This window comes from Kitasatospora sp. NPDC057500 (assembly GCF_042802195.1).
In the GTDB taxonomy this organism is placed as follows: Bacteria; Actinomycetota; Actinomycetes; order Streptomycetales; family Streptomycetaceae; genus Kitasatospora.
In genome coordinates this window covers 1-23182 of record NZ_JBHVER010000132.1, presented here as the reverse complement: position 1 = coordinate 23182, position 23182 = coordinate 1, and the positions used below count along the sequence as shown (strand labels likewise).

Here is a 23182-nt window from a genome sequence, read left to right as displayed (position 1 = left end):
CTCCGCTCCAGGGCGATGCGGCACTCAGAAGCCCGGCGGACGGCGGAACCCGCCGATCACCTCCGCAAGGCACCGCACGAACTGGACCGCGGTGCGGTCGTGCAGGTAGGGGGCGATCACCTGGATGCCGACGGGAAGCCCGTCCCGGGTCGCCCCGACAGGCGCCACCGCCGCGGGCAGGTGGTTGACGGCCGACGGCGCCATCCAGGTGAGCATCTCGCGGTACGGCCGGTCGGCGCCGTTGACCCGCAGGGTCCGGACCGACCAGCCGGGGTCGGGCCGGTGGTCGTGGGGGAAGGCGGCCGTGGGGCTCACCGGGCAGACGAGCACGTCGACGTCGCGGAAGAACTCGGCCCAGCGGCGGCGGGAGTGCTGCCGACGTTCGTCGAGCGCGTGCCAGTCACGGAAGCGGATCGTCAGGTCCGACGCGAACCCGCCCGCCGGCCCCTCCGCCGCGGCGCGCTCCACCAGCCCGGCATACGACTCGTCCGGCTCGACCAGCCCGCTCTGCGCCATCAGCAGCGGCTGGTAGAGGGCCATCGTCTCTTCGAGTCCGACCGGTCCCTCGCCCTCGACCACGGCAGCGCCCTCGGCCCGCACCGCCTCCAGCACCGTCCTCATGATCGCGACCAGCTCGCTGTCGACCGGGCAGAACGGGTCGTCGAGCCATGCCGCGACCCGGAACCCGCGCAGAGTGCCCGACCTGGCGGGGGGCAGCTCCAGCCGCCACGCCGGAGCGCGGTCGTGGTCCGCTCCCGCGAGGACGTCGAGGCCCAGGTCGAGGTCATCGGCGTGCCTGCCGAGCGGGCCGAGGACTGCCATGTCGAAGTCCGCCAGGGTCCCAGGAGCATGGCCCGAGACGCTTCCGTACCTCGGCACGATCCCGAACGACGTGCGCAGCCCGTAGACGCCGCAGAAGTGGGCGGGCACCCGTATCGAGCCCGCCGAGTCGCCGCCGAGCTCCAGGCCGGTCAGCCCCGCGGCGAGTGCCGCGGCGGACCCGCCGGACGAACCGCCGGGTCCGCGGGTCGGGTCCCACGGATTGTTCGTGGTCCCGTAGACGTCGTTGCAGGTCTGCCAGTCCCGGGCGTCGGGCGGCATGTTGGACTTGCCGAACACGATCGCACCGGCGTTCTTGAGCCGGGCAACCGACTCGGCGTCGCTCACCGAGACGTGGTGTCCCCAGCGGGCCGACCCCCCGGTGGTCCGCATGCCCGCGACCTCAAGACTGTCCTTGACCGTCACGGGGACGCCGTGCAGCCGGCCGAGCGGCTCGCCGCGGGAGACCGCGCGGTCGGCCGCCAGTGCCGCGGCCCTCGCGCCCTCCTCGTCCCGGGCGACGACGGCGTTCACCTTCGGATCGAGCCGCTCGACCCGGTCGAGGTAGTGGTCGAGGAGCTCGACGCTCGATACCTCCTTCGCCGCGACTGCGGCGGCGAGCTGACCTGCGGAGCGAAATGCCAGATCGGACATGCAATCTCCAGGAAAAGCCAGACCCGCGCCGACGGCATCGCTGCGGCCGACGCAAAATCCCTGCTCAGGGCGGATCTGAGTCGACCCTAACGGATGCGAGGGACCATGTCGGGGTGTGGCCTTCCTCACTTTCGGTCCCGGTCCGGGGGTGCGTCGGAGCAGCCGTCAGAAGCCTCCGGCCGCTGCCGGTGGAGGTCACAGGTGCTGCCCGAGGCCTTCTCAGGCGGCCGCCACGGACCGGGGGAAGGAGAAGACGCCGTCAGGGTCGTAGCGGCGGGCCACGGCCTTGAGCCGGGGCAGGTTCCGGCCGTAGTAGGCGCGGCCCCAGCGGGGCAGTGTGGCGTCGATGTAGTTGACGTAGGCGCCGAGCGCGCCGAGGTCGGCCAGCCCGTCCCGGACCGCTTCCACGGTGGCGCGGGCCTGGTCCTCGGTCGCCGGGGTGGCGCCGGCGTAGACCTGGGCGCTGGCGAGCGACTCGCGGTGCGGGAAGGCGGTGGCGCTGGGGGCGAGCTCGCCGATGGCGCCGCCGAGCGAGTCGAGCAGCAGGTCGACGCCGGTACGGCCGGCCATCAGTTCCGTGACGCTCGCCGGGTCCAGTGGCACCGGGCCCAGCATCCGGGAGACCGCGACGAAGCCGGCCCGGGGGAGCCTGCCGCCCTCCGCGACGGGGTGGCACTGGGCGATGGTGTCGTTCGAGCAGCCGGCCATGAACTTCATGGCGCCCAGGTAGTCCTTCGGGGAGACGGTGCGCGAGGTCGGGGCGGTACCGGCGGCCTCCACCAGATCGTCGAGCAGGGGGTCGGCGCCGCCCGGGCCGCCCACGTAGCAGCCGACGACCCGGCAGCCGGGCGGGGTGCCACCCGAGATCCGGCAGCCGGCCCACAGCTCGTCCGGCGCCCCGGCCGCCCACTCCTGCCAGGCCCCGAGCACCTCGGTCACCGAACCGGCCGGAAAGCGGAGCACGAAGACGGTCAGGTCCGGCGCGGGGGCGGTGTCGAAGCTGAACCGCGTGACCACGCCGAAGTTTCCGCCGCCTCCGCCGCGCAGCGCCCAGTACAGGTCGGGCTCCTCGACGGGCGAGGCGGTGCGCAGCGACGAGTCGGCGGTCACCACCTCGGCGGCGCCCAGCCGGTCGCAGGTGAGCCCGTACTTGCGGGCCAGCACGCCGATGCCGCCGCCGAGGGTCAGCCCGGCGACCCCTACGGTGGGGCAGCTTCCGGCCGGGAGCAGCCGGCCGGCCCGGGCGAGCGCCGCGTACACCTCGATCAGGCGGGCGCCGGCGCCGACCTCCGCGGTGCCGTCGGGGTGCACGACGACGTCGGCCATCCCCCGCAGGTCGATCACCAGGCCCTGGTCGGGGACGCTGTAGCCCAGGTAGCCGTGGCCGCCGCTGCGGGCCGCGATCGGGATCCCGTGCCCGCGCGCCACGTCCAGGCAGGCCCGCACGTCGTCGGCCGACACGCACCGGGCCACTGCGGCGGGGAACTGGCCGTCGTTCAGCTCGTTGTAGCCGAGGCGGGCGGTCCCGTAGCCGGGGTCGGCCGGGAGCACCAGCCGGTTGCCCAGGCGGGCGCGCAGCGCCTGCCAGTCGGGGGCCGCCGCCGCCCAGCCGCGGGGGCGGGCCGGGAAGGCGGTGAGCGCGCGGGCAGGGGTGACGGCGACGGCCGTCGCCGCGGCGGCGCCGAGGGTGGTGAGGAAGCGTCGGCGGTCGATGGTCATGGGTGCTGCGCCCTTCTCCCGACCGCCGCATGCCGTGTGCGGACGACGCACGGCATCCGGCGGTCGGCGTGCAGGTTGTGCTGTCCCGCCGATCGTCACGCGGTCGCGGCCCGCGGGCCTGCGGGGCTGCGCCTTCCGGCGCAGCGACGAGCCGGGGTGGACGGGGCGCGAACGGGCGTCCGCGGGGCCGAGCCGGCCGCACGGCCCGCCCCGCGCCACGGCCTGGGCGCGTCGGGAGCGGACTCGTTCAGGGCTGCTTGCGGAGCCGCTTCTTGTCGATCTTGCCCAGGGCGGTGAGGGGAAGGGCGTCGACGAGGTGGATCCGCTTCGGAGCCCAGAGGGCGCCCCTGCGGGCCCGGACGTGCTCGGCCAGCTCGCCGGGGGTGGCGTGCCGCCCGGGGCGGAGGACCACGGCGGCGGTGACGGCCTCGCCCCAGCGGGCGTCGGGTGTGCCGTACACGGCGCAGGCGGCGACCGCCGGGTGGACGGCGAGGACGTCCTCGACCTCGCGCGGGTAGACGTTGAAGCCGCCGGTGATGACGGTGTCCTTGAGCCGGTCGATGATCGTGACCAGGCCGGTGGCGTCCCGGCGGGCGACGTCCCCGGTGTGCAGCCAGCCTCCTTCGAGCGCCGCCGCGGTCTGCTCGGGCTTGTTCCAGTAGCCGTCCATCACGAGCGGTCCGCGGACGCACAGTTCGCCGGGCTCGCCGTCCGGGACCGGTCGGCCGTGCGGGTCGAGCAGGGCGATCTCCACGCCGGGCATCGGCCGGCCGCAACTGGCCAGGACGTGCGGGTCGTCGCGGTGTTCGGCCGGGTCCAGGACGGTGAGCGCGTTGGGTGCCTCGGCCTGGCCGTAGTGCTGGCTGAGCACGGGCCCGAGGAGGCGGTGCGCCTCGGCGAGCCGGGCGGGGTCGGCGGGGGCGGCGCCGTACAGGACCCAGTTCAGCCCCGACAGGTCGGCGGCGGTGAGCCGGGGGTGGTCCAGCAGGGCGTAGAGCATGGTGGGGACGACGAAGGTGGCGCTCACCCCGTCCTGCTCGATCGCGTCGACGACGCGGTCCGGGTCGAAGGAGGGGTGCAGCTCGAAGCTCGCGCCGCGCAGCAGGCCGGGGGCGACGAGGAGGCCGGCGGCGTGCGACATGGGGGTGGTGATCAGGAAGTGGGTGTCCGGCGGCCAGGCCCAGGTGGAACAGGCCCAGGCGTTGGCGAGCAGGGAGCGGTCGCGCAGCATCACGCCCTTGGGCTCGCCGGTCGTCCCGCCGGTGTAGAAGAGGTACAGGGCGGCGCCGCGCGGGTCGTCGGAGCCGGGGGCCGTGTCGGCGGCGAGGCTGTCGAGTTCGGCGAGGGTGACCGTCCCGACGCCCTCGGGGCGGGCGCGGGAGGCGAAGCGGGTGTCGTCCACGACCAGGCAGCCGGACGCGCTGTCGCGCAGGACGGTCCGGTCGGTGTCGGCGGTGGCCAGCGGGTGCAGCGCGGTGTAGCGCAGTCCGGCCAGGCAGGCGGCGGCCATGACGGTGAACGCCCGCGGGTCCGGGCCGCACAGCAGGGCGATCCCGTCGCCGGGTGCGAGTCCCAGCCGCCCGAGCGCGGCCGCGGTGCGCTCGATCCGCTCCGCGGTCTCGCCGTAGGTCCAGGTGTGCCTGGCCCCGTCGTCGCCGGTGAAGCGGAAGGCGGTGCGTTCGGGCCGTCTGCGCAGTGCCGAGAGGATCAGCTCGGCGTATCCGGGTCTCATCGGGTCCTCCCCAGGACGGTCACGGCGGCCACCGCCTCCTCGATCCCGTAGAGGCCGCCGCCGTTCTCGGCGACGGCGATGCGCGCGCCGGGGACCTGGCGCTCGCCGGCGCGGCCGCGCAGTTGGGTGACCAGTTCGAAGACCTGGGCGAGTCCGGTGGCGGAGACCGGGTGGCCGCGGGATTCGAGTCCTCCCGACGGGTTCACCGGGAGGCTGCCGCCGAGTGCGCCGGCGCCGGAGGCCGACCAGGGGCCGCCTTCGCCGATCGGGCAGAAGCCCAGGTTCTCCACCTGCTGGATCTCGCCGAAGGCGGTGGCGTCGTGGACCTCCGCCACGTCGACGTCCTGCGGTCCGACGCCGGCCGTCTCGTAGGCGGCGAGTGCGGCCCGGCGGCCGATGTGCCGCTCGGCGTCGTCCGCCGCCCGGTCCGTACCGGACAGCAGGACGCTGCCGAGCACCGCCACGGCCGATTCGTCGTGGGGGAAGTCGGCCCTGGTCACGACGACGGCGGCGGCGCCGTCGCTGACCGGTGAGCACATCGGCACGGTCAGCGGCCACGCCACCCGTCGCGCCGCGAGGACCTGCTCGGCTGTGAACGGCTTGCGGAAGTGGGCCCGGGGGTTGTGGACGGAGTGGGCGTGGTTCTTCGCGGCGACCGCGGCCAGTTGGGCTTCGGTGGTGCCGAAGCGCTGCATGTGGGCGCGGGCCAGGGAGGCGTAGATCTCCATGAACACCGACCGGTCGCCGTCGGGGACGGACAGCTCGGGCGGCAGCGGGTCGGCCAGGGCGGCGAGCCCGGCGAGGGTCTCCTCGCGGTGGGCGACGTCCATGGCGCCGTCGAACACCGCCAGGCCCTGGGCGGGGTCGGCGCAGACCAGCTTGTCGACGCCGACGGCCAGGGCGACGTCCGCCAGGCCCGCCCGGACGTGGGCGATCGCCAGCCAGAGCGCGGTGGCGCCGCCGGCGCAGGCGTTCTCCACGTTCACCACGGGCACGCCGGAGAAGCCGTGCGGGCGCAGGGCGACCTGGCCGGGGATCATGTGCTGGCCGTCGATGGCCTTCTGGCTGACCGTGGCGTGGAAGACGGCGCCGACGTCGGCCGGGGTGAGTCCGGCGTCGCGCAGCGCCTCGTGGGCGGCCCGGCCGGCGAGGTCGCCGGCGGTGCGGTCGAGGTGGCGGCCGAAGGGGGTGGCGCCGACGCCGAGGATCAGTGCTTCGCGGTTCATGACACCACCCGGTTGCGCAGGATGCCGAGGCCGGAGACTTCGAGTTCCACGGTGTCGCCGGGTTGCAGGAAGCGGCCGTGTTCCAGTCCGCAGCCGGTGGGCACGGTGCCCGAGCCGAGGACCTCCCCGGCGTGCAGCCGGGTCGACCGGGAGGCGAAGGCGATCATGTCGGCGAAGGTGTGGTGCAGGTCGGCGGTGGTGCCGCGGCTGACCTCCTCGCCGTTGATGCGGGCGGTCATGGTGAGCTCGTAGGGGTCACCGACCTCGTCGGCGGTGGTGATCCAGGGGCCGAGGACGTTCGCGTCGGTGAAGTCCTTGCTCTTGCTCAGGCCCAGGCCGGTGGCGATCTCCTCCAGCTGGGTGTCGCGGGCGCTGAAGTCGTTGAAGATCGTGTAGCCGAAGATGTGCGAGGGGGCGTCCGCGACCGTGATGTCCGTGCCGCCGCGGCCGAGCACGCAGGCGAACTCCAGCTCGTAGTCCCGCACCGAGGAGTAGGCGGGCCAGGTGATGTCGCTGTCGTGGCCGGTCACCGAGAGCCGGTTGGTGAAGTAGTACAGGGGCCGTTCGAGCATGACGGCCGGCAGCTCGACCTGTTCGGCCGGGATGCCCTGGATCCGGGCGCGGGCGTTGCGGAAGTGGTCCATGAAGCCGCCGAAGTCCCGGATCTGCACGGGCCTGGGCAGCGGGGAGAGCCAGCGCACCTCGGAGGCGGCGACGACGGCTTCGTCCGGGGCCTGTTCGGCGAGCCGGTCCAGGATCCGCCGTACGGGGTCGCCGCCGTCGATGATCAGCTGCATGGCGGCCAGCGCGGGGGCGCGGTCGCCGGTCGTCAGGTGGTGGGCGCGGTCGAGCAGCAGCAGGCGTTCGCCCTGGTCGAGGACGAGCGCGGTCCGTTCGGCGCGCTCGTGCTCCACGGTCGCGAGTTTCACGGTCGGTTCCTCTTCTCGGGAGGGGACGGGAAGCGGGGTGGGGTCAGGGGTTCAGGGGTTCAGGTGTCAGACGAAGGCGACGACGCGGGCCGGGGCGGCGCTCGCGCGGGCGATCTTGATCGGGAAGAACGCCACCCGGAATCCCGACGGGGGCAGCGCGGCGAGGTTGGTCAGCTGCTGGACGATGAAGACCTCCCGCTCGCGGCCGGCCCGGTGGCCGTCCCACAGCACGGAGTTGTCGCCGCTCTCGCGGAACCTGCGGGCCATCACGGAGAAGCTCAGGTCCCAGCCGCCGGCATCGGTGCCGAGCACCTTGGCCCCGAGGTCGGCCAGGAAGAGCGTGGCTTCCCTGCTCATCCCCGGGTAGCGGAAGAACTCGGGGTCGGACAGCCCGTACCGCTCCTGGCCGGTGCGCAGCAGAATCGCGCCGCCGGCCGGGACCGGGGCACCGTTGTCGGCCAGGGCGGCCTTCAGCGCCTCGACGGTGATCGGGGCGTCGAGCTCGCAGCGCCCCCGCAGGTCCAGGACGAGTGCCTCGCACCACAGCTCGTCCAGGGCGATGTCGGTGATGGTGCGGGCCGGCCTGCCTTCGCAGGTCGAGCCGTAGTGCAGCGGGGCGTCGACGTGGGTGCCGAGGTGGGTGTTGAAGTCGGTCAGCAGTTCCGCGCCCCATCCCTCGCCGTCGGGCAGGTCCTCGACGCCGCAGTGCATGGCGGCGGCGAACTGCTCGCGGCCCTCTCCCGCGGGGTGGGCGTAGGCGATGGAGGGCGCGATCACCGGGGCGAGCGGGCGCAGCTGCTCGGGGAGCAGCTCGCGGTCGGCGGGGTCCAGCGTCCTGGTCAGGTCGATCAGTGCCATGACGAATCCTCCTGGTTATTGGACGCTCAGCATAGAACTGGACGCTCAACATAGGCAAGGGCTCGCCGCCCTCGGAACACCGGTCCGCGGCGTGACAGAATCGGCCGGGTCAGGCGGCCGCAACAGTGGGAAGGACATCGCGTGGGCGCGACCCGCAAGCAGGAGATCTCCGCCGAGACCCGGCGCCGGCTGGTGGCCGCCGCCTGGGAACTCGCCGCCGAGGGCGGGGCCGCCGCGGCGTCCGTCCAGGCCGTGGCGGAGCGCTCCGGCATCAGCCGGGGCTCCGTGGCCTGGCACTTCGGCTCGAAGGACGGCCTGCTGAAGGCGGTGGTCGAGGAAGCGTTCCGGTGGGGCACGGAGTTCATGCGCGAGCGCCTCGCCGCCGCCGGTCCGCAGACCGGTGTCGAGGCCCTGATCGAGGCGAACTTCGCGCTGATGTCCCGGCCCGAGTCGCACATCTTCTCGACGCTCCTGATCGAGGCGGTGGTCCGCGAATCGCCCCTGCGCGAGACCTACGCCGAGGAGTACGCCAAGATCCGCGGCCTGTACGCCGACCACCTGCGCGCGACGGGCGCGCACGCCACCGACCCGGAGGCCGTCGCGGCGGCGCTGCTCGGCGGCACCCTGGGAATCAACATCCAGCACCGCCTGGACCCCGGCCTGGACCGCCGGCGGGCCGTGACGGCGATGACGGGCATCTACACCGACGCGCTCTCCGGCGACGCGGAGAAGCGTCCGGTCCCCGACGACGCCGAGCAGGGCCGCGTGCGCTGACAGGACGGTGAACCCGGCACCCGGCAGGCGGCCGACCGCACGGGGTCCGGGTCCTGGAGCGCCCGCAGTCGACATCGGGCGACCGTGGTGCGAGATCCCGGAGGCGCGAAACACCGGGACCGGCGCGGTTACGGCCGCTGATCCCGGGTCCCGGCCGCCCTGGCCTACGCCTGCCCGGTGGGCTGCTGGGCGGCCTCGCGTGCGCCGGCGCTGACCAGCCCCGTCTCGTAGGCGACGATGACGGCCTGGACGCGGTCACGCAGTCCGAGCTTGGCGAGGATGCGGGCGACGTGCGTCTTGACGGTCGGCTCGGCCAGGTGGAGGCGGGTGGCGAGTTCGGCGTTGCTCAGGCCCCGGGCCAACAGGCCGAGGACCTCCAGTTCGCGCGGGGTGAGCGAGGCGAGGTCGCGGTGGAGGGCGGCGGTCTCGCTGCCGTGCCGGGCGAACCGCTGCACCAGGCGGCGGGTGATGGCCGGCGCGAGGAGAGCGTCGCCGGTACGGACCGTGCGGACGGCTGCGGTCAGTTGCTCGGGCGTCACGTCCTTGAGGAGGAAGCCGCTGGCCCCGGCCGACAGTGCGGCGTAGACGTACCGGTCGAGGTCGAAGGTGGTCAGGATGATGACCCGGGGGGCGCCGGGGGCGCCGGTGAGGATGCGGCGGGTGGCCTCCAGCCCGTCCATCTCGGGCATCCGGACGTCCATCAGGACCACGTCGGGCCGGGTGCGGCGGACCCCTTCGACCGCTTCGCCCCCGTTGGTCGCCTCGGCGACGACGTCGATGCCGTCGGCCCTGAGGATCAGCCGGAAGCCGGTGCGGACCAGGGTCTGGTCGTCGGCGAGGAGTACGCGCAGCGGCTCGGTCACGGTGTCTCCAGGGGGATCAGGGCCTCCACCCGGTAGCCACCGGTCAGGCGTCGGCCGGTGTTCAGGGTTCCGCCGTAGACGGCGAGGCGCTCGCGCAGACCGATCAGGCCCCGCCCGTTCCCGGTGGCCGCGCCCGGACCCGGGTGTCCACCGGTGTCGGCGACCTCCACCCGGAGCCGGTCCGGGCCGTAGTCGACGCTCACGGCGGCGGTGGCGCCGGCGGCGTGCTTCACGGTGTTGGTCAGGGCTTCCTGGACCACGCGGTAGGCGGCGAGTTCGAGGCCGGGCGGAAGGGGCCTGGGCGGGCCGGTCACCGTCAGGTCGACGGGCAGTCCGGTGCCCCGGACCCGTCCGACCAACTGCTCCAGCTGGTCCAGGCCGGGTTGCGGGGCGAGCTCCGCCCCCGTGTCACCCGGTTGCGCACCTCCGTCCGGTCCCTCGCCCTCGTCGGCCATGGTGAGCAGTCCCATGACGTGGCGCAGCTCGGTCATGGCCGCCCGCCCGCCCGCCTCGACGGCGAGCAGCGCCTCGCCGGCCTCCTCGGGCGAGGCTTCCATGATCTTGCGGGCGGCGCCCGCCTGGATGATCATCACGCTGACGTTGTGCGTGACGACGTCGTGCAGTTCCCGGGCGATCCTGGCGCGCTCGTGCTCCACGGCCCGTCGCAGCGCCTCGGCCTGTTCGCGTTCCAGGGCGACCAGCCGGGCGCGGCCCTCGTCGGTCCGGAGCTTCCAGGTACGCAGGCCGACGGCGGCCACGGCCATCGGAACCAGGATCAGCAGGGCGATGTACTCGTTGGGGACGATCGGTGTCACCGAGTTCCCCGAGGTGCCGACCAGGACGACCGACACCGGCAGCGCCGCCAGGGTCGCCACCCGGTACGGGCTGTACACGGCGGCGCTGTAGACGGCGACGACGAACGCGTAGAAGGTCAGCCGCAGGACGCTCTGCGGTGTCGCCAGCGTCGCGGCCGTCACGACGCACAGCACGGCGAGCGGGTGACGGCGGCGCAGCGCCAGGGCACCCGAGGCGACGGCCGCGAGGGTCACCATGAACGCCAGCCCGCCGGGGCCGGACGGACGCGGCATGACGCGCTGCACACCGGGTGCGACCTCACGCAGCACGACGACGCCGGCGTTGTCGATGCCGTAGTAGACGGTGGCGATGCCGAGCGCCAGTGCCACCAGCACGTCGAACCGCCGGGCGCGCCGGGTGGGCCGCGGCGGTGGGCCGCTCGGCAGCCCGGCGTCGCGGACCGTCCGGCGGGCGGCCTCCCACAACCGGTTCGGCGTCGTACGTGCGTCCGTCACCGGATCATTCTCGCCGCCGCGCGGGCCCGCGGAATCCGTCCCAGCGGTCGTTCCCGCCGCACCGGGTACATCACTCGCCTACATCGCAGGGATGACTTCTCCCCCGCTCGTCCCGGCGCGGTACCGCAAGGGGTCCGGGCGGGCGATGCGGGCCGGCCGCGCCCGCTCCTAGCGTTCACGCAGTCAACAGCCCGTACCCGAGGAGCCCTCATGGTCATGCCGGTGATCGAACTGCGCGGTGTGAGCCGCCGATACGACGACGGCCCGCCCGCCCTGCACGAGGCGTCACTGACCGTGCAGCCCGGCGAGGCCGTCGCGATCCTCGGCCCTTCCGGCAGCGGCAAGTCCACGCTGCTCAACCTGATCGCGGGCCTGGACCGTCCCGACACGGGGACCGTCACCGTGGACGGGGTGCGGGTGGACCGGCTCGGCGAAGCCGGAGCGGCGCTCCACCGGCGGTCGAGGATCGGCATGGTCTTCCAGTTCTTCAACCTGCTCGACGATCTGACCGTCACCGACAATGTCGTCCTGCCCGCGCGCCTCGCGGGCACGGCACGCGGCGAGGCGGACCGCCGGGCGGCGGAGCTCCTGGAACTGCTGGGCATCGACCGGTACGCCCGCGCCTACCCGGGGCGGCTGTCCGGCGGCGAGCGGCAGCGCGTCGCGGTGGCCCGGGCGTTGATGAACCGGCCGGCGCTGCTCCTGGCCGACGAGCCGACCGGGGCCCTGGACACCGCTGCCGGACAGGACGTCAGCAGGCTGCTCACCGCCCTCAACTCCGAGGGCCAGACCGTCGTCGTGGTCACCCATGACCTGGCTCTGGCCCGGTCCTGCACGAATCGCACGGTCCGGATCGCCGACGGCCGGATCACCGAGGACGTCCGGTCGCAGGCCCTCACCTCGGAGGACGTCCGATGAGCGCGCTCGGCAAGGTGGTGTCCTCGGGGGTGGGACGACGCCGGGTGCGGACGCTGGTGATCGGGCTCGCCACGATGATGGCGGTGGCCGCCTCCGTCCTCGGCGGATCGCTGCTCGTGGTGTCCGGCGCACCCTTCGACGACGCCTTCGCCAGGCAGCACGGCGCGCACCTGTCCGTGCAGTTCGACGCGGGCGCGGTGAGTGACGGGCAACTGTCGGAGTCCGAGGACGCCGAAGGGGTGAGCGCCGCAGCCGGGCCGTTCCGTACCGCGACGGTCACTCCCCGGTCGGGCGGGGCGGGCCCCGAGTGGCCGATGACCGTGGTCGGCCGGGGCGATCCCGGCCGGGACGTCGACGAGGTGGCACTGGTCGACGGGCGGTGGCCCACGCGCTCCGGCGAGATCGTGCTGTCCGTCGACTCCCCGCTCGTCCCGACCACGGGCGTGGAGATCGGCTTCCCCGGTCTGTCCGGCGGGCCGACGCTGACGGTGGTCGGTGTGGCCCGCTCGGTCACGCGGACCGCTGATGCCTGGGTGGTCCCGTCCCAGATGCCGGCGCTCACCGCGCCCGGCAGCGGGGGCTACCAGATGCTCTACCGCTTCACCGACGCGGACACCGCCGAGCAGATCACCGCGGGCGGCAGGGCCGTGAAGCGGTCCTTGCCGCCCCAGGCGGCCGTCGGCGAGCGGTCATGGCTCACCGCGAAGAAGTCCGCCGAGCGCGACACCGCTCTCTACGTCCCGTTCCTCATCGCGTTCGGCGCCCTGGGCCTGGTCATGTCGGTGCTCATCGTCGGCAACGTCGTCGCCTCGACGGTAGGCATGGCAACCCGCCGCATCGGCATCCTCAAGGCCGTCGGCTTCACCCCGGCCCAGGTCGTGCGGGCCTACGTGGGCCAGGCGCTGGCCCCGGCCGCCGCCGGCACCGCCCTCGGTGTCCTCGCCGGCCACCTGCTCGCCGTCCCCGTGCTGGCCGAGGCCGAGGAGGTCTACGGCACCTCGTCCCTGGGCATCGCCCCCCGGGTCGATGCGGCGGTGATCGCCGGGGTGCTCGGCCTGGTGGCGGCGACGGCGTGGGCGAGTGCCTGGCGGGCCGGCCGGCTGCGCACGGTCGACGCGCTCGCCGTCGGGCGCACCGCCTCGGCGGGGCGCGGCCGGTGGGCGTCCCGGCTGGCCGGACGGCTGCCGCTGCCGCAACCGGTCGCGCTGGGCCTGGCCCGGCCGTTCGCACGGCCCGCCCGCGCGCTGGCCATGGGCACGGCGGTCCTGTTCGGCGCCGTCGCCGTCACCTTCACGGTGGGATTGAGCGCTTCGCTCGGCCAGGTGATGAAGGCCAGGGCCCACGACGCCGCCGATGTCACCGTGCCCGCGCCCCCGCCGGACCTCGGGCTCCGAGGATCCTCGCGCCCCGGCCCCGGTCCCGAGAAGCAGACCGAGACCGATCCCGCCGCCGTCGCCCGGGCCGTCGGAGCCGCCGCCGGAACCGGGAAGCACTACAGCGCCGCCACGGTACGGGCCACCGTGTCCGGCCTGACCGGCACCGTCGACGTGATCGCCTTCACCGGCGACGCCTCCTGGGGCGGCTACACGATGGTCTCGGGCCGCTGGATCGCCGAGCCCGGCGAGGCCGTGGTCCCGACCCCGTTCCTGGCCGCCACCGGCACCCGCATCGGCGACACGGTCACCCTGAACGGCCTGGCCGAGCCGGTCACGACCCGGATCGTCGGGGAGGTCCTCGACCCCCGCAACGACGGCATGCAGGTCTTCACCGACATCTCGACCCTCAAGGACGCGCGTCCCGACCTGACGGAGACGAGTCATCACATCGCGGTCGCGCCGGGCACCGACGTGACCGGGTACGTCGACGCGCTCAACGCGGACCTGGCACCGCTGGGGGCCACCGCCCGGGCCGGAGGGCTCGGCGCCGGCGGTGACACGGCCGTCACGCTCAACGCGCTGTCCGCGACGCTCACGCTGATGCTCGTCGCCGTCGCCGCGCTCGGCGTGCTCAACGGGGTGCTGCTCGACACCCGCGAGCGCGTCCGGGAGATCGGCATCCACAAGTCGCTCGGCATGACCCCCCGGCAGACCGTCGCGATGGTCCTCACCCCGGTCGTCGTGACCGGACTGGTCGCGGGCGCGCTGGGGGTGCCGCTCGGCGTGGCCCTGCACGGCTGGGTCGTGCCCGCGATGGGCGACAGCGTGGGCCTCCGCCTCCCCGGCTCCGTCATCGCCGTCTACCACGGGGCCGAGTTGCTCCCGCTGCTCCTCGGCGGCCTGCTCATCGCCACCGTCGGTGCGCTGCTGCCCGCCGGCTGGGCCGCCAGGGCCCGAACCGCCACGGCCCTGCGCACCGAATAGGAGGCCGGGTTCGGAGTGCGCGCCTCCGCCCCCGCCCGAGGAACGGTGGGGGCGGAGGCGCACCATTCCGACAGCCCAACCGGACCGTCACCGGCACGCGGGCAGCCCGGCGGCGGGCCATGATGGAAGCCCATCGAGTACGAACACCGAGTGACGTTCCTTTTCCTCCCCGTGGCGAAGCGACGACTCATGACGACTTCCCACCGGGTACGAACCGGCGGACGCCGATCGGACCCATGGCGCCGCCCTCCCACCACCAAGGGGCTGCCATGGCCATGCTGCTGGTCGTCGGCGAGTACCGGATCATCGGTACCGAACCGGACGGCGACACCATCACCTTCGTCCCCACCGATCCGCTCGCCTTCGACGGGCTCAAGGACGCCCCGGTCGAGGTCAAGAACGGCGTCGCCAGGGTCAGGCTGGAAGGCGTCGACGCACTGGAGACCCACTACGACCGGACCGGGCCGCGGATCCGCCAGCCCGCCGAGTTCGGCGACAAGGCCGCACAGGAACTCCTGACCTTCCTCGGGTTCAGCAACGTCCAGCGCGTCGGGCAGAGGGTCGTCTCCGCCGACCCGCCGCAGACCCCCGGCTGGATCCTCACCCAGGGCGGGGACCCGTTCAAACGCTGCGTCGCCCTGCTCGGCACCGGCACCCCGCCCGGCGCCGACGGCACCGACCTGCAGGTGGGCGTGCCGCTGCTGCAGAGCACCGCCAACCACCACCTGCTCAGGACCGGCCTGGTCTACCCCGCCTTCTACGACAAGCTGCCCCGCGAGCTCCGCAACGAACTCGCCGCCGTCACCCGACAGGCCCGCGAGGCAGGCCTCGGCCTCTGGCCGTTCGACGCCACCACGGCACCGGCCGGTGCCTTCGTCACCGGCATGGCCTCCCTCACCGAAGTGGTCATCCTCCCGAAGCTGTTCCGACGGCTGGTCGACCACTTCAACCTGGTCGAGCAGTCCCTGGCCTGCTTCCCCGCCTACCTCGCGGGCAAGGAGGACAACGTCGAGGTCCTGTCGACCAGGACCAAGCAGCTGACCCTCGCGCCCCTGGTCCAGATCATCGACGGCTCGGCCGTACGGATGCTCGCGCAACCCGAGGACACCGTCTTCACGGAGAGCTGAGCCGACGGCGCGGCGTCTCCCGGAATCCGCCGGACACCGTGTCAGCCTCCCCGGTCCGGCGAAATCCCAAAGGAGTCTCCGTGCTCGCGCGTCTTTCTGAGGCGTGCTCACATGAGAACTGCGCCCCGGCTGCTGCTCATGCGCGCGGTGTGCGGGCGGCTCGGAACTCGAACAACGCGTGGAGGACGGATTGAGACGGAAACACCTGACCCTGCTGCGGAACGTCGCCCTGCCGGTGCTGGCGGCCACACTGCTGACCGGGTTCGTGGGGCCCCGGACCGCGGCCGGCGACGAGAGCGACCACAGAGGAGGGGGCGGCTGCCCGCACAGCTGTTCGCCCGGGAAGCCGGGCCCGCCGGGACCGCCGGGACCGCCCGGACCGGAGGGACCCGCCGGGCCGGTCGGCCCCGTGGGGCCCGCCGGACCTGCTGGACCCGTCGGACCTGCTGGACCCGTCGGTCCTGCCGGTCCTGCTGGACCTGCTGGACCTGCTGGACCCGTCGGGCCCGCGGGGCCGACCCTGCCGACCCGGATCGTCCAGACGACCCACACACTGACGTCCGGACTCAACACCGGGAGCGCGGTCTGTCCGGCAGGAACCGTCATCACGGGCGGTGGGTACAGGACGCCCCTCGGAGGCAACAACCTCACGGCCCAGCTGTACGAGTCCTACCCCTCCGCCGAGAACATGTGGACGGTGTCCTTCAACAACTCGGCGGGCACCAGCGGCTCCTACGTGGTCTACGCCGTCTGCCTGCCGGTGACCTGACGCCCGTCGGCCGGCTGGTGCGCCTCCCCGTGCCGGCCGACGGAGGAGCGGCACGCGCGACAGCACGACGTGCACGCTCGTCGCCGCTCCGGAACCCTTCCGCCTCGCCGGTACGCGGTTGATACACGACCGCGTGCCGGCGGAAGCCGAGTGACGACCGGCCCGAAGCAGCCGTCCCGGAGGCTGTGGACACACCCCTGGTGGCCGTCCGTGCCACCGGGGCTCCGTGTCCCTCTGCTTCGGGAGGCAGTTGCCGTGTCCGCCGTGACGAAACGTGAAGACCACGACCCCCACGCCCTGCCGTCCCGCCGCCGGGCGCCCCGCCGCAGGGTGCTGTGGCTGCTGGCCGCGGTGCTGGTCGCGGGCGCCGGCGGCGGGACGGCGGCGACCCTGCCGGACGGGCCCGTCCTTGGCGGCGCCGGGAAAGGAGCCCTCCGGCGCGACGGACCGCCGACGCTGCCGGCTCCCGCGCCCGTCGTCGATCTCGCTCTGCCGTGGCCGGAGGAGGGACAGTCGGCGGTCGCCGTGACGAAGGTCGGCGTCCTGGGGGTGAACGGGCCGCAGCAGCCGGTGCCGATCGCGAGCGTCACCAAGGTGATGACGGCGTACGTCGTCCTGCGGGACCACCCGCTCCAGGACGGCGAGGACGGCCCGACGATCACGGTGGACGCACAGGCGGCGGCCGAGTCGGCTTCGACGAGCGAGTCGACGGCCCCCGTGGCCGCCGGCCAGCGGCTCACCCAGCGCAAGCTGCTGGAGGTGATGCTGCTCCCGTCCGCGAACAACGTGGCCCGGCTGCTGGCCCGTTGGGACGCGGGCAGCGAGGAGGCGTTCGTGCGGCGGATGAACGCGGAGGCGACCCGGCTGGGGATGAGCGCGACGACCTACACCGGGTCCAGCGGGATCGAACCCACGACCGTGTCCACGGCCGCCGACCAACTGGTGCTGGCCCGCGAGGCGATGAAGGACCCGGCGCTGCGCGCCACCGTGGCCCTGCGCAGCACCACGCTGCCGGGCCGCGCGGCGCCGTTGCGCAACACCAACGCGCTGCTCGACCGTCCGGGGGTGGTGGGGCTGAAGACCGGTTCGAGCACGCCGGCGGGCGGCAACCTGATGTGGGCCCTGGAGGTGCCCGAGGGCGGGTCCGGGACGGGACGTCGGCTCGTCCTCGGCGTGGTGCTGGGCCAGCGCGCCGGTACGACGCCCACCGAGGGCATGCGGGCGGCACTGGAGAACAGCGGGCGGCTCGTCGACGCGTTGGGGCAGAAACTGCCGCAGGTCCTGCCGGCCCTCGACGGCGGTCGCCGGGAGTGGGCGTGAACGCGGGCACGGGCACGGCCCCGCCGGCGCCCTCGCCCGGGGGCGTCCCCGCGGCTGCCGGGACGGGCCGACCGGGGCGGCGGCGCGACGGCGCGGGGACGTCCGGGTCCGAGGCGTCCCCCCGCTGCCGTCCCCGCCGCTCCCCGCCTCCCTCCCCGGGCCCCGTCCCGCACCGTCCGGCCCGCCGTGGCACGGGGCGGCGGGGGCGGTACGGGCCGCGCGGACGGCTGGTCGCCGTGGCCGCGCTGCTCTGTGCCGCTCCCCTGGCCCTGAGCTCCCACCTGCCGAACGCCGTCGGCAACCTCGGCAGCCTCTGCCAGACGTTGCTGCCGTGGTCGGGGCTGGGCGTCGTCCTGCTGCTGTGCTGCGCGGCGGTGCGCCGGTCGGTCCTCGCGGCGGTCGCCGTGCTGGTCCCCGCCCTGGTGTGGACCGTCCTGTTCGGGCCCGCCCTCGTCGACAAGAGGTCCGGCGGCGGGGACTTCACGGTGGTGAGCCACAACGTGAACGAGGAGAACCCCGATCCGGGCCGCACGGCCCGCGCGCTGGCGGCCTCGGGCGCCGACGTCGTGGCGGTGGAGGAACTGGCGAGCCGGGCGCAGCAGGCCTTCCGGCACGAACTGGCGGCCGCCTACCCCTACTCCCAGGTACGGGGAGGTGTCGGGCTGTGGAGCCGGTACCCCGTCGAGGAGGTGGAGCCGGTGGAGATCATGCCCTGGACCAGGGCGCTGCGCGCCACCGTACGGACGCCGAAGGGGCCGGTGGCGCTCTACGCGGTGCACCTCGCCTCCGTCCGGGTGTACCCGACCAGCGGCTTCGCCACGGCCCGCCGCAACGAGGCCGCGGCCAAACTGGCCGAGGCCGTCCGGGCGGAGCGGCTCGCGCGGATCGTGGTCCTGGGGGACTTCAACGGTTCGGTCGACGACTCCGCGCTGCGCGGGCTCACGGGATCGCTGCGCTCGGCGCAGCGGGAGGCCGGGGACGGCTTCGGCTTCACCTGGCCCGCGTCGTTCCCGGTGGTCCGGATCGACCAGATCCTGGTGTCCGGCCTCACCCCGCGCGCGGCGTGGACGCTGCCCGCGACCGGCAGCGACCACCTACCGGTCGCGGCGTCCCTGCGGCTCTGACCGGCCGCGTGGCCGTCGGCCCCGAAGCCCCCGGGGCCCCGGCGCCGACCCCACCCCCGTACGGTTACGATCGATGCCCCGCGGGCCCGGACGAGTGCGGCTCGGGCGAACACATCGGAGAACCCTTGTCCGCCATTCGTGTGCCCGACCCGGTCGGTGTGCTGCTCGTCGAGGACGACGCGGTCATCCGCCGCTCGGTGCAACTGGCCCTGGAACGCTACGGCTACCAGGTCGAGGTCACCGGGGACGGGCTCGACGGCCTGGAGGCGTTCCGGGCGGGGGCGCACGACGTGCTGATCCTGGACGTGATGCTCCCGGGCCTCGACGGCATCGGCCTGTGCCGACGGATCCGCGAGGAGAGCCTGACCCCGATCCTGATGATGTCCGCCCGGGGCGACGCCCTCGACGTCGTGGCCGGACTGGAGGCCGGCGCCGACGACTACGTGGTCAAGCCGGTGGACATCCCCGTCCTCGTCGCCCGCATCCGCTCCCTGCTGCGCCGCGCCACCTTCCACCGGGCTCCCGCGCCGGAACCCGCACAGGACGGGCGGGCTCCGGACGCGCCGGCCGCGTCCGGGGGACCGGCGCGGCCGCTGGAACCCCCGACGGCCCCCTCCTCGTCCGAGCTCCTCGTCTTCGGCGGCCTGACCGTCGACCTGCGCGGCCTGGAGGTGTGCCTGGACGGGCGGCCGGTCCCGCTGACGCCCACCGAACTGCGCCTGCTGCTGGCCTTCGCCGAGAACCCCGGTGCGGTCCTGGACCGCCGCCGACTGCTGCGCGACGTCTGGGACTACGGCTGGGAGGGCGACACCCGGGTCGTCGACCTGTGCGTGGTGCGCCTGCGCAAGAAGATCGGCGCGGACCGGATCGAGACCGTCCGGGGCTTCGGCTACAAGCTCGTGCGGGGCTGAGCGGATGGCCACGCGGCTGCTCTACCCGCGTTCCCTGCGGTGGAAGGTCGCGGCCCTGGTCGCGCTCGCCTGCTGCGCGGTCGCCGCCGTGATCGGGGTGCTCGTCCACCGGGCGACGGCCCAGAGCGGTGAGCGGGCCGGGCACGAGCTGGTGGCCGCGCAGGTGGCCGCGGCGGAGAAGGAGTTCTCGCTCACGGGCACTCGTCCGGCCTTCGCGGACCTGCGGACCGTGGCCGATCTGCCGGCACCGTTGGCGAAGTCCGTCGCCGAGCTGCGGACGCCCGGGTCGTACGCGCTCTGGTACGACGTCAAGGCGCCGAACTGGTACTGGCTCTGGGCCGCCGCCCCGGTCGGTGAGGACCAGGTGATCGTCGTGCGGACCGACATGAGCGGCCAGGTGCGCAGTCTCCAACTGCTGGACCGCAGCATGGTCAAGGCGGCGCTCGCCGCGCTCCTGGTCGTCGTGCCCGCGGCCGCCCTCGTGGCGGAGGGGGTGAACCGGCGGCTGCGGCGCGGTTCCCGTACCGCCCGGCGGATCGCGGACGGGGACCTCGACGCCCGGATCGGCAGGCGGGGCCGGGCCCGGGACGAGATCACCGAGATGTCGGCGGCGGTGGACGCGATGGCGGCAGCGCTGCAGGCGCGGCTGGCCGCGGAGAAGCGCTTCACCGCCGACGTGGCCCACGAGTTGCGCACTCCGTTGATGGGCCTGGTCACGGCTGCCGGTCTGCTCCCGGAGGACGACGAGGCGGCGGGCCTGGTCCGCACGCAGGTGCTCGCGCTGCGGGTCCTGGTCGAGGACCTGCTGGAGGTCTCGCGCCTGGACGCCGGTGCCGAGCGGGCGCGGGTCGACGAGGTTCCCCTCGGCGAACTCGTCGCCCACGCGGCCGGGCAGGCCGGCGGCGACACCCGGCTGCGGCTGGAGGCCCCCGCCGTCGTCCCGACCGACCCGCGCCGGGTGGAGCGCATCGTCACCAACCTCGTGGTTAACGCCCACCGGCACGGCGCACCGCCCGTCGAGGTCACCGTCGCCGGCGCCCGGATCACGGTGCGCGACCACGGCCCCGGCTTCCCGGATGACCTCCTCGCCGACGGGCCGCAGCGCTTCCGCACCGGCGCCGCCGAACGCGGCCGGGGTCACGGCCTGGGCCTCACCATCGCCGCCGGCCACGCCGCGGTCCTCGGCGCCGCCCTGACCTTCACCAACGCCCCGGACGGCGGCGCCCTCGCCACCCTCGACCTCCCCCGTCCGCCCGCCCCGCCCCACCCGCAGGACGCCTGAACCCGCCGCCCCGCACCCGAGCCGCGTGGCGTGCTCCGCCGAAGCGGCACCCCGGAGGAAGAACCTCGGCACGGTGGACCGGGCGGCCGATCATGGCCGCCTCCCTCCTCGGGCCGGCATGCCGATCGTATGCGCACGGCGGCGCTGACCGCGGCCCGCTCTCGACGCCGGAAGGCAGCCGCGCCGATCGGGTAGCGGGCCGTCTCCAGCCCCTCGAACCCGCGGGCGGCAGCGATGGGCGGGGCCGGAGAGTGGCTGAAAGTGTGTCCTTATGGTGTGAATATGCCGCTGGCATATTCAGTACGGCGAATCCACCGCTACCCTTCCGTGTCGGACATGCCCCAGTCGCGGCATTTCCACCGGCATGCGGTACCCCGCCGCGCCGTTTCCTTCCCGAACCCTCCGGAGGAGCCCCAGTGCCGGGTATCGACGAGTGCCTGAACCAGGCGATGGCGATCGCCGGGGCCCGCGCGGCGAGCCTGGTCGACTGGAGCAGCGGGCTCGCGCTGGGCAGCGCCGGAGTCAGTCCGACCGGCGACCACGACACCACGGCCGCCGAGGCGACCGACCTGGTGCGGGCGGCCGTCGAGGCCGCGACCTTCACCGCGGCGGAGGACCGCGAGGTGCCGCTGCAGGACATCCTCCTGACCACCGACCGCGGCTACCACCTGCTCTGCTTCATCGACACCGTCTTCGACAGCCGGCTCGTCCTGCACCTGTGGCTCGACCGCGCGGAGGGCAACCTCGCCGCCGCCCGCTTCCGTCTCCAGGCGCTCACCGAGGAACTGGTGCTCGGATGACGAACACCGTCACGGGCGCCCCGCGAGCCGGTGCGGGCGCGGCCGTCGGCGCGGGCGCGGCCGTCGAACGGCTCGCCGGTGAACACGCCACCGGTGCACTGCGCGGCCCGGGCGGCGCCCTCTACCTGGTCGACGGCCTGGTCGCCCACGCCGAATCCGACCGGGCGCCCGACCTGGCCACCCTGCTCACCGCCTGCGGCCGGCTCAGCCATGAGGCCTGGCAGGACGCCGTCCACCGGTTCGGCCCACTCGCGCGGGTCGGCGAGGGGCTGGTCGAACAGGGCCGGCTGACCCGGGGCGAACTGGAACTCTGCCACCTCGGCGCCCTCTACGACGCCGCTTGCTTCCTGCTCGACGCCCCCGCCACCCCGGCCACCTGGACCTTCACGCCGGGCGTACGGCACTGGCTCGGCCCGGTGGCCGCGGTCGGCGCCCACCGGCTGCGCCGGGAGGCCGAACGCCGACGGCACCTGCTGGACCGGATCCTGCCCTCGGCGCAGTTCGACACCGCGCCACTGTGCCGGACCGCCACCCCGCCGACCGCCGCCGCTCCCGCACGCCACGCCCGCCGGCTCCGCCCGCCGACCCGGCGCCAGTGCGAACTGCTCGACCACGCGGACGGCCGGAGAACCCCGGCGGAGCTGGCCCGCCTGCTCGGCCGCTCCGCGTTCGCGACCACGGCGGACGTCCGACGGCTCGCCGCCGCCGGCCTGCTGACCGGGGCCGGTCCGGGCGCAGGGTACGAATACGAACCCTGCGCCGCGTCGACGGCGGGTGCGGAGCCGGCGGGCGGGCCACCGGACGGCGCGCCCGAGAGAGTGCCGGAACCGAGGATCCCGGGCGCCCTGCACAGCCGCGTACCGGGTGCGGCACTCGCCGCTCTCACCGGCGACGCGGCCGACCCGGGCCCGGCTCCACGCCCGTCCCCCATCGCCGTCCCGGACATCGCCCTGCTGATCCGGGTCCGAACCCTTCTGGAGGCCCGACTTTGAACCACGCTCCGCCCGCGACCCCGCCCTCACGGCCATGAGGCGGGCACTCAGGCAGCGTGTCGAAAGGAGACAACTGATCGCCTTGGAGACCGAACTGCTGGCCGAACTCCGTGCCCTCAGGCAACGGGTGCCGCACCTCACGGGCGGCCTGGTGGCCAGTGCGGACGGACTGCCGATCGCCCACGACACCCACGGGACCGAGCCCTCGGGCCTGGCGGCGATGAGCGCCGCCTCGCTCGGCCTGGCCCACCGGCTGGCCGACAGCACCGGCCAGGGCGAGTTCCGGGAGTCGCTGGTCCGCGGTGAGCACGGCTACGTCGCCATCTACGCGGCCGGCGGCAGCTGCGTGCTCACCGCCCTCGCCCACCCGGACGCGAACATCGGCCGCCTGCACCTGGAGGCCCGCCGCTCCGCCCGACGCATCGCCGCGCTCCTGAACGAGACGGCGTCGCCGAGGGAGGCCCGGGCGTTCTGACCACCCCGGGCCGCAACACCAGTCCAACCCCCACCCAATTCCCATCCCACAAAATTCCCGTCCCACGAACCGGAGACACCGACATGACCGACGCCGCAGGCGCGCTCAAGCAGGCCATGACCACCATCGAGGGCGCCATCGGCGCGGCCCTGGTCGACTACAACAGCGGCATGGCGCTCGCCACCCTCGACGGCCCCGGCGGCCTCGACCTCAACGTGGC

Annotated in this window: 19 protein-coding genes; 11 read left to right on the top strand and 8 right to left on the bottom strand. The window is 74.3% G+C overall.

The features are described from left to right. Positions 1-24 precede the first annotated feature (24 nt). The 6 genes from ACFU74_RS24940 to ACFU74_RS24915 form a co-directional block, all read right to left on the bottom strand. Positions 25-1473 carry an amidase gene (locus tag ACFU74_RS24940; protein WP_380760454.1) on the bottom strand — a complete coding sequence of 483 codons (1449 nt, stop codon included), beginning with the start codon at positions 1471-1473 and terminating at the stop codon, positions 25-27. A gap of 219 nt (positions 1474-1692) precedes the next feature. Then, the gene (locus ACFU74_RS24935) at positions 1693-3192 is read right to left on the bottom strand and encodes an FAD-binding oxidoreductase (RefSeq protein WP_380760452.1); all 1500 of its coding nucleotides are present in this window, start codon (positions 3190-3192) and stop codon (positions 1693-1695) included. Between the two features lie 247 nt (positions 3193-3439). Beyond that, a complete protein-coding gene (locus ACFU74_RS24930) occupies positions 3440-4924 on the bottom strand; it encodes an AMP-binding protein (RefSeq protein ID WP_380760450.1) in 1485 nt (494 codons plus the stop codon). Next, positions 4921-6150 (bottom strand): thiolase family protein, encoded by a 1230-nt coding sequence (locus tag ACFU74_RS24925; protein WP_380760448.1) that lies wholly within the window; start codon positions 6148-6150, stop codon positions 4921-4923. The genes ACFU74_RS24930 and ACFU74_RS24925 overlap by 4 nt, the downstream gene beginning before the upstream one ends. Next, positions 6147-7079 carry a fumarylacetoacetate hydrolase family protein gene (locus tag ACFU74_RS24920; RefSeq protein ID WP_380760446.1) on the bottom strand — a complete coding sequence of 311 codons (933 nt, stop codon included), beginning with the start codon at positions 7077-7079 and terminating at the stop codon, positions 6147-6149. The genes ACFU74_RS24925 and ACFU74_RS24920 overlap by 4 nt, the downstream gene beginning before the upstream one ends. Before the next feature lie 66 nt (positions 7080-7145). After that, positions 7146-7937 (bottom strand): cyclase family protein, encoded by a 792-nt coding sequence (locus ACFU74_RS24915; protein WP_380760444.1) that lies wholly within the window; start codon positions 7935-7937, stop codon positions 7146-7148. 141 nt (positions 7938-8078) lie between these two features. Here ACFU74_RS24915 and ACFU74_RS24910 point away from each other — a divergent pair, with 141 nt between their 5' ends. Further along, on the top strand, positions 8079-8711 hold the full coding sequence (locus ACFU74_RS24910; RefSeq protein ID WP_380760442.1) for a TetR/AcrR family transcriptional regulator: 633 nt from the start codon (positions 8079-8081) through the stop codon (positions 8709-8711). Positions 8712-8875: 164 nt separating this feature from the next. On the opposite strand, the gene ACFU74_RS24905 is transcribed toward ACFU74_RS24910, so the two are convergent. Then, on the bottom strand, positions 8876-9574 hold the full coding sequence (locus tag ACFU74_RS24905) for a response regulator (protein ID WP_380760440.1): 699 nt from the start codon (positions 9572-9574) through the stop codon (positions 8876-8878). Then, positions 9571-10884, bottom strand: coding sequence for a sensor histidine kinase (locus ACFU74_RS24900; protein WP_380760438.1), 1314 nt, complete (start codon positions 10882-10884; stop codon positions 9571-9573). Before ACFU74_RS24900 ends, ACFU74_RS24905 begins: the two co-directional genes overlap by 4 nt. Before the next feature lie 210 nt (positions 10885-11094). Here ACFU74_RS24900 and ACFU74_RS24895 point away from each other — a divergent pair, with 210 nt between their 5' ends. The 10 genes from ACFU74_RS24895 to ACFU74_RS24850 all read left to right on the top strand — a co-directional run bounded on the left by ACFU74_RS24895 (position 11095) and on the right by ACFU74_RS24850 (position 22962). Then, positions 11095-11802 (top strand): ABC transporter ATP-binding protein, encoded by a 708-nt coding sequence (locus ACFU74_RS24895; RefSeq protein WP_380760436.1) that lies wholly within the window; start codon positions 11095-11097, stop codon positions 11800-11802. Continuing rightward, on the top strand, positions 11799-14162 hold the full coding sequence (locus tag ACFU74_RS24890; protein ID WP_380760434.1) for an FtsX-like permease family protein: 2364 nt from the start codon (positions 11799-11801) through the stop codon (positions 14160-14162). Before ACFU74_RS24895 ends, ACFU74_RS24890 begins: the two co-directional genes overlap by 4 nt. Positions 14163-14431: 269 nt before the next feature. Beyond that, positions 14432-15289, top strand: coding sequence for a thermonuclease family protein (locus ACFU74_RS24885; protein ID WP_380760432.1), 858 nt, complete (start codon positions 14432-14434; stop codon positions 15287-15289). A gap of 1033 nt (positions 15290-16322) precedes the next feature. Then, positions 16323-17378, top strand: coding sequence for a D-alanyl-D-alanine carboxypeptidase family protein (locus ACFU74_RS24880; RefSeq protein WP_380760430.1), 1056 nt, complete (start codon positions 16323-16325; stop codon positions 17376-17378). A 227-nt stretch (positions 17379-17605) separates the two neighbouring features. Then, positions 17606-18502 carry an endonuclease/exonuclease/phosphatase family protein gene (locus ACFU74_RS24875; RefSeq protein WP_380760456.1) on the top strand — a complete coding sequence of 299 codons (897 nt, stop codon included), beginning with the start codon at positions 17606-17608 and terminating at the stop codon, positions 18500-18502. Between the two features lie 125 nt (positions 18503-18627). Next, complete coding sequence (locus tag ACFU74_RS24870; RefSeq protein WP_380760427.1) at positions 18628-19413, top strand: response regulator transcription factor; 786 nt, start codon at positions 18628-18630, stop codon at positions 19411-19413. Between the two features lie 4 nt (positions 19414-19417). Beyond that, complete coding sequence (locus tag ACFU74_RS24865) at positions 19418-20695, top strand: sensor histidine kinase (RefSeq protein WP_380760425.1); 1278 nt, start codon at positions 19418-19420, stop codon at positions 20693-20695. A 416-nt stretch (positions 20696-21111) separates the two neighbouring features. Next, on the top strand, positions 21112-21495 hold the full coding sequence (locus ACFU74_RS24860) for a hypothetical protein (protein ID WP_380760423.1): 384 nt from the start codon (positions 21112-21114) through the stop codon (positions 21493-21495). After that, positions 21492-22487: a hypothetical protein gene (locus ACFU74_RS24855; RefSeq protein WP_380760421.1), complete on the top strand. Its 996-nt coding sequence runs from the start codon at positions 21492-21494 to the stop codon at positions 22485-22487. The genes ACFU74_RS24860 and ACFU74_RS24855 overlap by 4 nt, the downstream gene beginning before the upstream one ends. A gap of 34 nt (positions 22488-22521) precedes the next feature. Next, positions 22522-22962, top strand: a complete 441-nt coding sequence (locus ACFU74_RS24850) for a roadblock/LC7 domain-containing protein (RefSeq protein ID WP_380760419.1) — start codon at positions 22522-22524, stop codon at positions 22960-22962. The last annotated feature ends 220 nt before the right edge of the window (positions 22963-23182 follow it).